The sequence below is a fragment of the Streptomyces sp. NPDC020801 genome, from assembly GCF_044334385.1.
Taxonomy (GTDB): Bacteria; Actinomycetota; Actinomycetes; order Streptomycetales; family Streptomycetaceae; genus Streptomyces.
Window position 1 is genome coordinate 102,262 of record NZ_JBIRST010000018.1, and the last position, 12,581, is coordinate 114,842.

Annotated in this window: 11 protein-coding genes; 4 read left to right on the forward strand and 7 right to left on the reverse strand. The window is 71.4% G+C overall.

All coding sequences use genetic code 11. The features are described 5' to 3' along the window. Nucleotide 1 precedes the first annotated feature (1 nt). The 3 genes from ACH4UM_RS30740 to ACH4UM_RS30750 form a co-directional block, all read right to left on the reverse strand. Entirely contained in the window at nt 2-1,453 is a 1,452-nt protein-coding gene (locus ACH4UM_RS30740; protein WP_398186329.1) for an NCS2 family permease, read from the reverse strand. A gap of 239 nt (nt 1,454-1,692) precedes the next feature. Then, entirely contained in the window at nt 1,693-2,487 is a 795-nt protein-coding gene (locus ACH4UM_RS30745) for an HAD family acid phosphatase (RefSeq protein ID WP_398186333.1), read from the reverse strand. Nucleotides 2,488-2,947: 460 nt separating this feature from the next. Further along, entirely contained in the window at nt 2,948-4,105 is a 1,158-nt protein-coding gene (locus tag ACH4UM_RS30750) for an FAD-dependent monooxygenase (RefSeq protein WP_398186336.1), read from the reverse strand. A gap of 72 nt (nt 4,106-4,177) precedes the next feature. On the opposite strand from ACH4UM_RS30750, the gene ACH4UM_RS30755 reads away from it, so the two are divergent. Further along, the gene (locus ACH4UM_RS30755; RefSeq protein WP_398186339.1) at nt 4,178-4,735 is read left to right on the forward strand and encodes a TetR/AcrR family transcriptional regulator; all 558 of its coding nucleotides are present in this window, start codon (nt 4,178-4,180) and stop codon (nt 4,733-4,735) included. Between the two features lie 72 nt (nt 4,736-4,807). On the opposite strand, the gene ACH4UM_RS30760 is transcribed toward ACH4UM_RS30755, so the two are convergent. From ACH4UM_RS30760 to ACH4UM_RS30775, 4 genes are all read right to left on the reverse strand, one after another. Further along, the gene (locus ACH4UM_RS30760; protein ID WP_398186342.1) at nt 4,808-5,557 is read right to left on the reverse strand and encodes an MBL fold metallo-hydrolase; all 750 of its coding nucleotides are present in this window, start codon (nt 5,555-5,557) and stop codon (nt 4,808-4,810) included. A 69-nt stretch (nt 5,558-5,626) separates the two neighbouring features. Further along, a complete protein-coding gene (locus tag ACH4UM_RS30765) occupies nt 5,627-6,214 on the reverse strand; it encodes a TIGR03086 family metal-binding protein (RefSeq protein WP_398186344.1) in 588 nt (195 codons plus the stop codon). A gap of 573 nt (nt 6,215-6,787) precedes the next feature. Then, on the reverse strand, nt 6,788-7,954 hold the full coding sequence (locus ACH4UM_RS30770) for a hypothetical protein (protein WP_398186347.1): 1,167 nt from the start codon (nt 7,952-7,954) through the stop codon (nt 6,788-6,790). After that, nucleotides 7,951-8,892 carry a 5-dehydro-4-deoxyglucarate dehydratase gene (locus ACH4UM_RS30775; RefSeq protein ID WP_398186350.1) on the reverse strand — a complete coding sequence of 314 codons (942 nt, stop codon included), beginning with the start codon at nt 8,890-8,892 and terminating at the stop codon, nt 7,951-7,953. The genes ACH4UM_RS30770 and ACH4UM_RS30775 overlap by 4 nt, the downstream gene beginning before the upstream one ends. Before the next feature lie 234 nt (nt 8,893-9,126). Between ACH4UM_RS30775 and ACH4UM_RS30780 the strand changes: the two genes are divergently transcribed. From ACH4UM_RS30780 to ACH4UM_RS30790, 3 genes are all read left to right on the forward strand, one after another. Next, the gene (locus ACH4UM_RS30780; protein ID WP_398186352.1) at nt 9,127-9,951 is read left to right on the forward strand and encodes an NAD-dependent epimerase/dehydratase family protein; all 825 of its coding nucleotides are present in this window, start codon (nt 9,127-9,129) and stop codon (nt 9,949-9,951) included. Nucleotides 9,952-10,243: 292 nt separating this feature from the next. Then, nucleotides 10,244-11,014, forward strand: a complete 771-nt coding sequence (locus ACH4UM_RS30785; RefSeq protein WP_398186355.1) for a DeoR/GlpR family DNA-binding transcription regulator — start codon at nt 10,244-10,246, stop codon at nt 11,012-11,014. A gap of 197 nt (nt 11,015-11,211) precedes the next feature. Beyond that, nucleotides 11,212-12,579 carry an ABC transporter substrate-binding protein gene (locus ACH4UM_RS30790; protein ID WP_398186357.1) on the forward strand — a complete coding sequence of 456 codons (1,368 nt, stop codon included), beginning with the start codon at nt 11,212-11,214 and terminating at the stop codon, nt 12,577-12,579. Nucleotides 12,580-12,581 lie beyond the last annotated feature (2 nt).

The following is a 12,581-nucleotide window of genomic DNA, read 5'->3' on the forward strand; positions in this document are numbered from 1 at the left end:
GTCACCTCACGCCCAGCACCTGCTCCACCGGGTCGATCGCGAAGTACACCAGGAACAGCGCGGACACACCCCACAGCAGCCAGTTGACCTCCCTGGCCTTGCCGAGGACGGTCTTGATGAGCACGTAGGACAGGAATCCGGCGCCGATGCCGTCGGTGATGGAGTACGTGAACGGCATCGCGGCGATGGTGAGGAAGGCCGGGATGGCGATCTCGTGGCGGTCCCACTCGATGTGCTTGACGTGGGTCATCATCAGGAAGCCCACGGCGATCAGCGCGGGCGCGGCGGCCTGGAGCGGGACGATGGTCAGCAACGGGGTCAGGAACAGCGCCAGGCCGAACAGCCCGCCGGTGACCAGGTTGGCGAAGCCGGTGCGGGCGCCCTCGCCGACGCCGGCCGCGGACTCGATGTAGGCGGTGTTGGAGGAGGCCGAGCCCACGCCGCCGGCGATCGCCGCGGCGCCGTCGATGAACAGCACCCGTCCGATGCCGGGCACCTGGCCCTGCTCGTCCAGCAGTCCGGCCTCGGCACTGATGCCGACGATGGTCCCCATGGCGTCGAAGAAGTCCGACAGGATCAGCGTGAAGACCAGCAGGACGACGGTGATCGCGCCGGTCTCGCCGAAGGCGCCGAACAGGCTGAAGTGACCGACGAGTCCGAAGTCGGGGGTGGCCACGATCTTGTCGGGCACCTTGGGGGTGGTCAGTCCCCAGCTCTTGACGTCGGCGACGGCGTTGACGGCGATCGCGACGACCGTCATGGTGACGATGCTGATCAGGATCGCGCCCTTCACCCTGCGCGCGATCAGCGCGATGGTGAGCAGCACCCCGAGACAGAAGACCAGGACGGGCCAGCCGGTCAGCCGGCCCACGGCGCCCAGCTGAACCGGGACCGTGGTGTTCGCCGCGTCCGGGATGCGGCTGACGAAGCCGGCGTCGACGAAGCCGATGAAGGCGATGAACAGGCCGATACCGACGCCGATGGCCTGCTTGAGCTGCTGTGGAATGGCGTTCATGATCGCCTCCCGCAGCCCGGTGAGCACCAGCACGCAGATGAGGATGCCCTCGATGACGACGAGACCCATCGCGTCCGCCCAGCTCATCAGCGGGGCGAGCTGGAAGGCGACGACGGCGTTGAGGCCGAGGCCGGCGGCGATGGCGAGCGGCAGGTTGCCGCCGACCCCCATGATGACCGTCATGACACAGGCCACCAGCGCGGTGGCGGTGACCAGTTGGCTGGTGTCCAGCTGGTGGCCGAACTTGTCCTTGGCGCTGCCCAGGATGATCGGATTCAGGACGAGGATGTAGGCCATCGTGAAGAACGTGGCGAGACCGCCGCGTATCTCCCGGCCGAAGGTGGAACCCCGTTCGGAGATCCTGAAGAAGCCGTCGACGCCGCCTGTCGCCGGGGGCGCGGCACTTGGCCGGTCGACCGCCTTCTGCGTTTCGGACATGGCTGGTGCTCCTCGGTGCCTGAGTGATCGGTGCGGATGCTGGCTGGATTGTTCCCCTGTCGAAGCGCTTTCAGGTTTTCCCCGTGTTACGGAATCGACGTCACTTCCGTTCGGCCTGCCACACCTTGTTCGAGGATCCGTACGAATCACCTGCCGTTGCCGCCCGCGCGGCCGAACCGCCCCCGCTCGTCCCGTGGGCCGGGCGGGGCGCGATCCGCGCAGCGTGCGAACGGTGCCGGCTAGCTCACGAAGTACGTCGGGTTGGGCAGCTTGTACGTCCGGTCGGCGTAGCCGCCGTCGAGGTCGGAGTACTGGTCGCCGAAGTTGGCGACGATGTCGTACCCGAGGTCCTCGATGTGCTTGCGGGTGCCGGACTTGTACTGGACGGTGGTGCAGTTCCAGGTCCCCGGAGTGGCGCAGTCGCTCAGGTAGGACGGCGGGTTGGCCTTGTCCTTGAGGAACATGTGGCCGGCGTCGAGGTTCACATCGGCGCCGATCTTCTTCAGGTTCTCCACGGCGGCGGAGCGCTGCGCCTCGCTCAGGCCCGAGTTGTAGAAGACCTCGACGCCCTTCTTCTCGGCGTACTGCACGAGTTCGGGGCTGCCGAAGACGGCCGGGCGGTCGGCCCGGTTCACGTAGTCGGCCCATGTGGCCGGGTTGTACGTGTAGTTGTACCGCTTCTCGTAGTCGAGGCTGAGCAGCAGCGTGTCGTCGATGTCGAAGACGACGGCCGGCCTCTCGCCCCGGTGGTGGGCCTTGCGGGCCGCCTTGTCGATGTACCGCTTGGCGTCGGCGTCGACGCGCGCCAGGTCCTTGGCGTACGGGCTGTCCGGGGACGCCTGGTAGACGCCGCCCGCGTCGAGCGCCGTGCCGTAGTAGGTGTCGATGTCCTTGACCAGGAGCCCGATGTTGTAGGGCTCGTGGGTGGAGTTGGCCGTCGACTGGCCGGCCGTGGCCGCACCGGCGCCGTAGAGGGCGCCACCGGCGATGGCACAACTGGCGACGACGGCCGCTGCTCTGAGGGACTTCCGCATGGAATCTCCGGATCTGGTTTGGTGGTTGATGCACCAGGTCACGCACTGTCTACGCGCATCACGCACATGGGCGCGAGGGACGTTATCCGATCGATACGCAATCCCGCCACGCGACCTGACGGTCACGAAGCCGACGGCCGGGCAGCCGTCCTCCGTCTCGGTGGAGTCGGCCAGAACCCGCTCGGAACCGGTCCGGCCCGCATTGCACCTCTTCCGGAGCGGAAGGCGGCTCTCAGCGGGGCGGGCTCGGCGAGGCCGGCCACCCACACGAAGCGGTCGAGCCCCGCGTCCCGGGCGAAGGCGGCGCGCGGTTTCGTCAGCGCCTGCGGCAGGGGAGGTACGCGAAGACCGGCGGACGTCCGGGGAGGTGCCTGGCGGAAATGCACGGAGGTGCGGGGAGGACCTTGTCGACTTTGTTCCGGAAGGTGTCTGGTGGTGAGTTGGCGGGGTGCGAATCGGATCAGTTCAGCTGTGGTGGGACCCAGGCGTGGTGCCGAAGGATCATGCGCGTTGCGGCGCGGGAGGGTGTCAGCCGCATCGCCGTGTTCCGCAGGGCGACGGCCAGTGGGTGGGAGAGCTGCTGACCCATTCGCCCGGCCTGCCGGGCGGCCCGCGCGACCGCCTGGCTGCGCGGCCGGCGCTCGGCGTCGTAGCGGGTGAGCGCGGCTTCGACGGTCGGGCCGGTGGCGAGCGCGGCGGCCAGGGTGACCGCGTCCTCCAGCGCCTGGCAGGCGCCCTGTCCGAGGTTGGGGGTCATCGCGTGTGCCGCGTCGCCCAGCAGCGCGGTCCGGCCGACCGTGTACGAGGGGAGCGGCGTGCGGAGTTCGTCAACGTCGTGGTGCAGCACGGCGGCGGGCCGGGTCGCGTCGAGCAGGGCGGGGATCGGGCCGTGCCAGGTGTGGAATCTTCTGCGCAGTTCGGCCAGCGGGTCGGCGAACCGCGTCCCGGCGGGGAGGTTGAGGACGGCGTGCCACTCGGCCCGCCCGTCGTGGAAGGCGATGTGCCCGAACTCGGCCCCGTGCCCCCAGGTCAGCTCGAAGTCGGTGCGCAGGTCGACCGCCTGCTCGGTGATGGCGCGCAGCACCGTCGAGCCGCTGTGGACCGGGCCGGGGTGGGCCGGGAAGAGATGGCTGCGCACTTTGCTGCCGATGCCGTCGGCCGCCACCACCAGATCGGCGTCCAGCACCGTGTCGCCGCAGCCGACTCGAACCGTCCCGGGGCCGGTCTGCTCGACCGAGCCCGCCTCGGAGCCGATCAGCAGCGCCTCGGCGGGCAGGGAGTCGCGAAGCAGCCGGTGCAAGGTGGAGCGGGGGATGCCCATGATGGGCGTGCCCACCGCCTTCTCCAGCGCCGAGCCGTCCATCCGGGCCAGCCAACCGCCCCGTGGCGTGCGAGTGCCGCCCCTGTACTGGCCTCGCGAGGCATCCCGTACCGCCTCGCCGACGCCGAGTTCGTCCAGTGCCCGCAGGCCGTTGGCGGCCAGTGAGATGCCCGCCCCCGCGTCCTCGAGCATGGACGCGCGCTCGACGACCGTCACGTCCCATCCGATGCGGCGCAGGCCGATCGCGGCGGCCAGCCCGCCGATGCCCCCTCCGACCACCACTGCCGTGTTGCCCATGCCGAAGCCCCACTTCTTCTACACCTGTAGAAGATAAGCCTATCCGAGGTTCTACAGGTGTAGAAAGGAGCCATGGCTTCGGATCGGCGCACCCTCCTCGCGGACGCGGCTCTCGACGTACTCGCCGACGAAGGGATCCGCGGCCTGACCCACCGCGCAGTCGACCGCAAGGCGACCATGCCGCCCGGCACCACGTCGGCCTACTTCCGCACCCGAGCCGCGCTGCTCACCGGACTCGTCACCCGCCTGGTCCAACTCGACCAGGCGGAACTGCAAACGATGGCCGAAGAGCTTCCACCCCTGCGCACCGTCGAGGAGCTGGTGGACGGCATGGCACTGCTCACCCGGCAGCGACTCACCGGCGAGGGCCGCCGCCGCTCGCTCGCCCGCTACGCCTGCGCCGTCGAGAGCGTGCGTGACCCTGAGCTGCGCGAGATCCTCGTACCCCGCGAGAACGCCGGCCGCGAGGCCGTCCGGCTATTCCTCACCACGCACGGCGTGACGGACGTCGAGAATCGCACTCACATCCTGCTGACCTGCATCGACGGACTGGTCTTCGACCGGCTGGTGAGCGGCGGCGAAGTACCGCGCGAGGCCCTCGAAGGCCTGGTCGCCGCCGCCCTGCGTTAAGCAGGTGGAGGTGCGGGGGTGCAAGTGCGCGGAAGTCCATGGCGGGCGCCGGTGGACACGGGGTCCGCCGGGTCAGAAGGTCCGGGTCTCGCCCTCCCGGGCGGCGGAGGTGCGGCCGCCGAAGACCGCGGCGGCCCGCGCCACGGCCGACTCCCGGGTGAGCGTGGGTCCCACGTGCGTGACGAGGAGCTCGCGCGCGCCCTTGGCGCAGGCCCCGGCGTCCTCGGGTGTGAGGTGGACCTGGTGTCCGCCTTCGCGACGCAGGTCGATGTCGGCCTCGCACAGGAACACGTCGGCGCGGCGGGCGAGGTCGGTGAGCGCCTCGCACGGTCCGCTGTCGCCGGAGTAGGCGAGGACGCTCCCCTGGCACTCGGCGCGCAGCCCGTACGCCTCCACGTCGTGGAGAACGGCGCGCGCGGCCAGGCGCAGGTTCCAGTGGCGTACCTCGTGGCCGTCGTACAGCGGCCGGAAGTCGAGGATGCCACCCAGGAAGGAGGCGTCAGGACGGCCGAAGAAGCCCGCCAGCCGCCGGGGCAGGTCCGCCGGCGCGTAGACCGGGACCGGCGCGGGCGGGGTCGCCCCACCGAAGGCGAACGCATAGACGGCCGCCAGCAGATCCGCGCAGTGGTCGGCGTGCAGGTGGGAGATCCAGATCGCGGTGAGTCGTGCCGGGTCGGTGTGCCGCTGCAACTCCGCGAAGGTGCCGGGCCCGGCGTCCACCCAGACCTCGGCGCCGCCTCCGCGCAGAAGATAGCCCGAGCAGGGGCGGCCGGGGCGCGGGTGCGGGGAGGCGGTGCCGAGAACGGTGAGGCTGAGGGGCATGGTGGGGAGCGTACGGTCAGACGTCCCGCCCTGCGCCCCTTTCCGCCCGTTCGGCCGGACCTGGCCGGTTCACGGCTTCCAGCCCGGATCCCGCCCGCTGAGCCCGGCCGCCCGGTCCAGCAGCGGGGCACCCTCCGGGACGGGCACGACCGGGCCGAACAGGCCGTTGCCCCGGTTCGGGTCGTCGGCCGCCATGCGCAGGAAGCCGTACGACGCCCACAGCGCGACCGGGTCGGGCTCGTACTCCTGGCCGGTGGCCCGGGCCAGGTCCCAGCCGTGGATCACCAGTTCGTCGGCGGCCACGGCGCCGGCGAGCTCGCCCGGCAGGTCCACGCCGCCCGCGCGGGTCATGCCGGTCCAGGCGGCCGGATCGCGCCAGGCGGCGGCGAGGTCGTCCAGGGCCTTGGGAAGCTCCTCGCGCCAGCCGGGGCCGATGTCGGGCACGGCGGCGTTCGGGCTGGTGTCGGTCGTGACACCCAGGTCCTTGTGGCCGGCGTCCCGGAAGGCCACCGCCAGACCCACCAGATGTCCCAGCAGATTGCTCACCGCAAAGTCCGGACACGGCGTCCGGTCGGTGAGCTGCTCGTCGCGCACGCCCTCCGCCAGCCGGGCCACCACCCGGGCCTGCGGGCCGAGGTCGAAGATCGTGTCGGTCATGGGCTGCTCCTCACGTCGTTCGGATCCTTCACTCGAAGGACAGACCGCCGCCGGTCCCGGAACTCATCGCTCGGCCGGCCGGGGGCTCGGGCGCGGGGCTCCCCGGCCGCCGCGGGCCGCCCACGGCGGGGCGGCTCCCATGGGGAGGGGCCGGCCGCCCCGCAAGCACCACGGCCCCCGGGACCATTACCGACGGGTTCCGGCGGAGTGCCGCCCGGGCCGCGCCACCGCTTCGGCACCTGCCCCATCCGCGGGACCCGCCGGTTCGCCGTCCGACGCCCACCCGACCTGACACGACCGGAGTCCCCGCGCCCCGGATCCGATGCACGAGCGCGGCCCCCAGGCCCGGCTCACCCGGCAACCGCCCGGCCCGGCGACCGCCCCCGTCAGAGTCGCGCGAGCCCCGAACGCTGCGCCACCAGGACACCCCCCGGCACCCGCACCCGCACCCGCACCAACCCGAAACGCACGGAGTCCCCGCGCCCCGGATCCGATGCACGAGCGCGGCCCCCAGGCCCGGCTCACCCGGCAACCGCCCGGCCCGGCGACCGCCCGGCCCGGCGACCGCCCCCGTCAGAGTCGCGTGAGCGCCCAGCGTGCCGCCGCCAGGTCGCTCTCCGACGCCAACCCGGCGTGATACAGGCGCAGTTCGCCCGCTCCCAGGTCCCGCGCGCGATCGGCGTCCTGGGCCAGGGTGGCCGGCCGGCCGCCCATGCCGGAGACGATCGTGAAGTTGGCGGCCAGGACGGCGCCCGCGCGTCCCTGTTCGGCGAACGGGGTGAGCGGGCCGGGCCCGCCCGTGCAGGGCACCACCACGCCGTCCGCGACGGACAGGATGTGCCCGGGATCCACGCCGGCGTTGGCGCCGCAGTGGTAGGACACCGGGTCGGCGTGCAGCAGTACCCGGAAGCCGGCGGGGGCCGCCGCGCGGACCGCCGCGACCGCCGCCTCCTGCAGCGTGCGGGCGGTGTCGTCACGCCACGCGCGCGTGGCGTTCGCCTTCGTCTCGCCGAGCAGCTTCCCGACGCCCGGCCAGCCGCCGTCGGAGGGCGCCGACCCCTGCCACACCGGCTCCAGGGCGGTGCGTACGGCGTCCGCCAGTTCGTCGGAGTCCAGGCCCCGCGCGCCGTAGCCCGCGCGGCAGTCCGGGCAGAAGCAGAGCGACATCAGGTACTGCCCGGCGTTCCCGAGGCCGACCCCGGCGGTCTTGTCGTGGGCGTGCGGATGGGCCAGCCCGTACCATCCGAGGGACTCCAGTTCGGTGCCGCGCGCCCCGGGCCGCACCGCCGCCTCGGCGGCCAGGTCGGTGAGGTACGCGCGCGTGGCGGCCTGCGCGATGCACGGCGCCCACGGATAGCGGTCGCCATAGGCGTTGACGACCGAGGTGCCCGGATGCTCGGCGCCCAGACGGGAGTTGTGCGCGAGGACGACCCAGGTGTGCACCTCGAGACCGGCCCCGGCGAGGGCCGCCGCCGCCTCGCCGTAGGCGTCCCCCGGCGCCCAGTCGCCCGCCGGGTACGGCCGCAGGGTACGGCCCTGCCAGCGGGCGTCCGCGGGGTAGAGCACGGCGGCGTGCCCGGCGGTGACCACACGGTGGCGCGGGTGGCGAGGGGTCAGCGCACGGGTGGAGTGGTAGGCGGCTGCGAGCGTCACCTGCCCCACGCCGAGCGCGGCGATGCGCGCCGGGGCCCCGGGGTCGCCGTTCACGTCCCAGGGGTAGACGAACGCCGACGCCTTCACACGTCCTCCCCGAGCAGCGCGCAGCCGCGTTCGATCAGCCGGCCGAGCTGCGTGACGTGGTCCTCGGACGGTTCGTGCAGCGGCGGCCGCACCTGACCCACATCCAGTCCGCGCCACCGTACCCCCGCCTTGACCAGGGAGACGGCGTACCCGCGCCCCTGGGCGCGCAGTTCGACGAACGGGCGGTAGAAGCCGTCCAGGAGCCGGTGCGCGGTGGCGTCGTCGCCCTCGCGGAGCGCCCTGTGGAAGGCGAGGGCGATCTCCGGGGCGAAGCAGAAGACGGCGGAGGAGTAGAGGGTGATGCCGATGCCGCGGTAGGCGAGCTGGGTCTGCTCGGCGGTCGGCAGACCGTTGAAGTACAGGAACTCGCCCGGTACTTCGGTGCGTACGGCGCTCACGATCCGCTGCATGAGGTCGAGGTCGCCCACGCCGTCCTTGAAGCCGATGATCCCGTCGGTGCGGGCCAGCTCGACGACTGTGCCCGGAGTGAAGACCGCGTTGTCGCGCTGGTAGACGATGACCGGCAGGGAGGTCGCGGCGGCCAGCTCGCGGTAGTGGCGCAGCAGCCCCTCCTGACCGGCGACCACGAGATACGGCGGCATGGCGAGCAGCCCGTCCGCCCCGGCGGCCTCGGCGAGCCGGGCGTAGCGCACGGCGAGCGCGGTGCCGTATCCGGCGCCCGCCACGACCGGCACACGGCCGTCCGTCGCGTCCACGGCCGCGCGGACGCAGGCCCCGAACTCCTCGGGCGTGAGCGCGTGGAACTCCCCGGTACCGCAGCAGGCGAAGACGGCCGCGGCCCCGGCCTCGACGCCCTGGCGCACATGGGTGCGGTAGACGTCGAGGTCGATCGTGCCGTCGGGGCCGAAGGCGGTGACGGGGAAGAACAGCGGCCCGGTGGGGAGGCCGAGGCGTTCGGCGAGGGGGGCTGACGGCACGGGCTCTCCCTGGGGCAGGCACTCATGTTTCTGATCTGCGTCCATACTTATGAACATGCCCACGCTAAGGCGGTTCCTCCGGGCCGGTCAAGCGCGCAAAGCGGCGACACGGCAGCGGATTTCACCACTCCACGGCACACTTGACGAGGCGGCGACCCCCTTCATAGCGTGTCCATGCATGTGAATAACGTCCATGCATACGGCCGTCGAGGCTGCGATCCAAGGAGACCGAGGATGCCCGCTCCCCGCACCGTTCTGCTCACCGGCGCCGCCGGCGGGCTCGGCACCCTGATGCGGGGCCTGCTGCCCGGGTACGGCTACGAGCTGCGCCTGCTCGACATGCGGCCCATCGAGGGCGAGCCGGAGGCGATCACCGCGGACCTCTCCGACAAGGAGGCCCTGCGCGAGGCGGTCCGGGGCGTCGACGCGATCATCCATCTCGCGGGCATCTCCCTGGAAGCCCCGTTCGAGAAGATCCTCAAGGCCAACATCGAGGGCACGTACAACCTGTACGAGGCGGCCCGCGCGGAGGGCGTCGGCCGGATCGTCTTCGCCTCCTCCAACCACGCGGTCGGCCACACCCCCCGCCCGCGGGGGGACGTGCCTCTCGACCCCGGCGCGCTGATCCCGATCGACACCCCGCGCCGCCCGGACACCTTCTACGGCCTGTCGAAGTCCTTCGGCGAGGACCTCGCGCAGCTCTACTGGGACAAGCACGGCCTTCAGACCGTCTCGGTGCGCATCGGCTCCTGCTTCCCCGAGCCGACCAGTGTGCGGATGCTCTCGGTGTGGATGAGCCCCGCCGACGGCGCCCGGCTCTTCCACGCGGCCCTGACCGCCGGGCACGTGGGGCACACCGTCGTCTACGGCTCCTCCGCCAACACCCGGCTGTGGTGGGATCTGAGCACCGCGCGGGCGCTCGGCTACGAGCCGCAGGACGACTCCGAGCCGTACGCCGGGAAGCTGATCGCCGAGCAGGGCGAGCTGGACCCGGACAACGAGGCGCACGCCTACCTGGGCGGTCACTTCGTGACGGACCCGCCGATCTGGCCGTACTGAGGGGACACTGCGGAGCGGGCGGGCACCGAACGGGCCCGCCGCTGCGCCGTTCGGGCACAGAGGCTGCCCGATCTCACCCGCCGCCCCCTTTCCGCCCCAGGTCCGAGATGGGCTCACCTCGAGCCGAACGGGCAGGATCGGGCACGGTCGGGCGCGCAACAGACCTGGTCACCGCCGCATACCCGCTGTAGAACTTCCCTCATGGGCCCCACCGGGCCCGAACGGGCACCACCGGTTCGAGCGCCACCGGGCGAACGAACCAGAAACACGGCACGGAAGGCAGGTGACGGCGATGACGGCGAAGACCGCGGAGGAACGGCAGCGAGAGATCGTCAAGGCCGCCCGCCGCACGGGTTCGGTCGACGTCACCACGCTCGCCGCCGAACTGGGCGTGGCCAAGGAGACCGTACGACGCGATCTGCGCGCCCTGGAGGACCACGGACTGCTCCGGCGCACACACGGCGGCGCCTACCCAGTGGAGAGCGCCGGTTTCGAGACGACCCTCGCGTTCCGCGCCACCAGCCACGTGCCCGAGAAGCGCCGGATCGCGGCCGCCGCGGCCGAACTGCTCGGGGACGCCGAGACCGTCTTCGTGGACGAGGGGTTCACCCCGCAGCTCATCGCGGAGGCACTGCCCCGGGACCGGCCGCTGACCGTGGTCACCGCCTCCCTGGCCACCGCGGGCGCGCTCGCGGAGGCCGAGAACACGACCGTCCTCCTGCTGGGCGGCCGGGTCAGACCCGGCACGCTCGCCACCGTCGACCACTGGACGACGAAGATGCTGGCCGGATTCGTCATCGACCTGGCGTACATCGGCGCCAACGGCATCTCCCGCGAGCACGGGCTGACCACACCCGACCCGGCGGTCAGCGAGGTCAAGGCCCAGGCGCTCCGCGCCTCCCGCCGCACGGTCTTCGCGGGCGTGCACACCAAGTTCGGGGCGGTCAGCTTCTGCCGCTTCGCGGAGGTCGGCGACCTGGAGGCGATCGTCACGAGCACGCTCCTGCCGGCCTCGGAAGCCCACCGCTACTCGCTGCAGGGCCCGCAGGTCATCCGGGTCTGACCGATCCACAGCACTCTTCGGACAACATCCACAACGCCTCGGCAACCGTGCCTTCGCCGTTCACCCGGAGCCGCACGGCGGACCCCGCACACCCTCGCGCCACATCCCCACGCCACCCCCACGCCGTTCATTCCAGCCATTCCAGTCATTCCAGCCGACTTCCGCTTTCAAGGATCCACAGGGACCAGGAGCAACCCATGCGAACCCAGAGCCGACGAACGCCCCGCACCGTGTTTGCCGTGGCCGCCGTAGGAACGCTGATCACCCCCGTCCTCGCCGGCTGCTCGGGCGCCGGCGGCGCCGGGGGCGGATCCTCCGCCCACGCCATCAACGTCCTGATGGTGAACAACCCGCAGATGGTGGAGCTGCAGAAGCTCACCGCCGCCAACTTCACCAAGGACACCGGCATCAAGGTGAACTTCACCGTCCTGCCGGAGAACGACGTCAGAGACAAGATCAGCCAGGACTTCGCCAACCAGGCGGGCCAGTACGACGTCGCCACCCTCAGCAACTACGAGATACCGATCTACGCCAAGAACAACTGGCTGCACCCGCTGGACTCGTACGTCGGCAACGACAAGGGCTTCGACCAGCAGGACATCCTGGCACCCATGCGGACGGCCCTCACCGCGGCGGACGGCAAGCTCTACGGGGAGCCCTTCTACGGGGAATCGTCCTTCCTGATGTATCGCAAGGACGTCTTCCAGAAGAAGGGGCTCACCATGCCCGCGCACCCCACCTGGCAGCAGGTGGCGGACCTCGCGGCCAAGGCGGACGGCGCCGAGCCCGGTATGAAGGGCATCTGCCTGCGCGGTCTGCCGGGCTGGGGCGAGGTGATCGCTCCGCTGACCACGGTGGTCAACACCTTCGGCGGCACCTGGTTCGACAAGAACTGGACGCCGCGCCTGGACTCGAAGGAGTTCAAGCAGGCGACCCGGTTCTACGTCGACCTGGTGCGCAAGCACGGTGAGGCGGGCGCCGCCCAGTCCGGTTTCGCGGAATGCCTCAACAACATGACGCAGGGCAAGTCCGCGATGTGGTACGACGCGACATCGGGTGCCGGGTCCCTGGAAGCGGCCGGCTCACCGGTCAAGGGCAAGATCGGCTATGTCCCGGCGCCGGTCGAGAAGACCAGGAGCTCCGGGTGGCTGTACACCTGGGCCTGGGGCATCCAGAAGGCCTCCAAGCACGCCGGCGACGCATGGAAGTTCATCTCCTGGGCGTCCGGCAAGGACTACGAACAGCTGGTCGGCAGGACCTCCGGCTGGTCCGACGTCCCGGCGGGCAAGCGCACCTCCACCTATGACATCCCCGCCTACCGCAAGGAGGCCGCGGCCTTCGCGGACGTGACCCGGGACGCCATCGCCTCGGCCCAGCCGGGCAACCCGGGAGTCCAGCCGCGGCCCGCGCCCGGCATCCAGTTCGTGGGCATCCCCGAGTTCACCGATCTGGGAACCAAGGTCTCCCAGGAGATCAGCTCGGCCGTCGCCGGACGGGAGTCCGTCGACAGTGCCCTGCAGAAGTCCCAGTCGCTCGCCGAGACGGTCGCGAAGAAGTACCGGTGATG

Excerpts from the sequence above, each read along its gene's own strand:
- ACH4UM_RS30740 (WP_398186329.1), bottom strand. The coding sequence starts at position 1,453 with ATGTCCGAAACGCAGAAGGCGGTCGACCGGCCAAGTGCCGCGCCCCCG.
- ACH4UM_RS30745 (WP_398186333.1), bottom strand. The coding sequence starts at position 2,487 with ATGCGGAAGTCCCTCAGAGCAGCGGCCGTCGTCGCCAGTTGTGCCATC.
- ACH4UM_RS30750 (WP_398186336.1), bottom strand. The coding sequence starts at position 4,105 with ATGGGCAACACGGCAGTGGTGGTCGGAGGGGGCATCGGCGGGCTGGCC.
- ACH4UM_RS30755 (WP_398186339.1), top strand. The coding sequence starts at position 4,178 with ATGGCTTCGGATCGGCGCACCCTCCTCGCGGACGCGGCTCTCGACGTA.
- ACH4UM_RS30760 (WP_398186342.1), bottom strand. The coding sequence starts at position 5,557 with ATGCCCCTCAGCCTCACCGTTCTCGGCACCGCCTCCCCGCACCCGCGC.
- ACH4UM_RS30765 (WP_398186344.1), bottom strand. The coding sequence starts at position 6,214 with ATGACCGACACGATCTTCGACCTCGGCCCGCAGGCCCGGGTGGTGGCC.
- ACH4UM_RS30780 (WP_398186352.1), top strand. The coding sequence starts at position 9,127 with ATGCCCGCTCCCCGCACCGTTCTGCTCACCGGCGCCGCCGGCGGGCTC.
- ACH4UM_RS30785 (WP_398186355.1), top strand. The coding sequence starts at position 10,244 with ATGACGGCGAAGACCGCGGAGGAACGGCAGCGAGAGATCGTCAAGGCC.
- ACH4UM_RS30790 (WP_398186357.1), top strand. The coding sequence starts at position 11,212 with ATGCGAACCCAGAGCCGACGAACGCCCCGCACCGTGTTTGCCGTGGCC.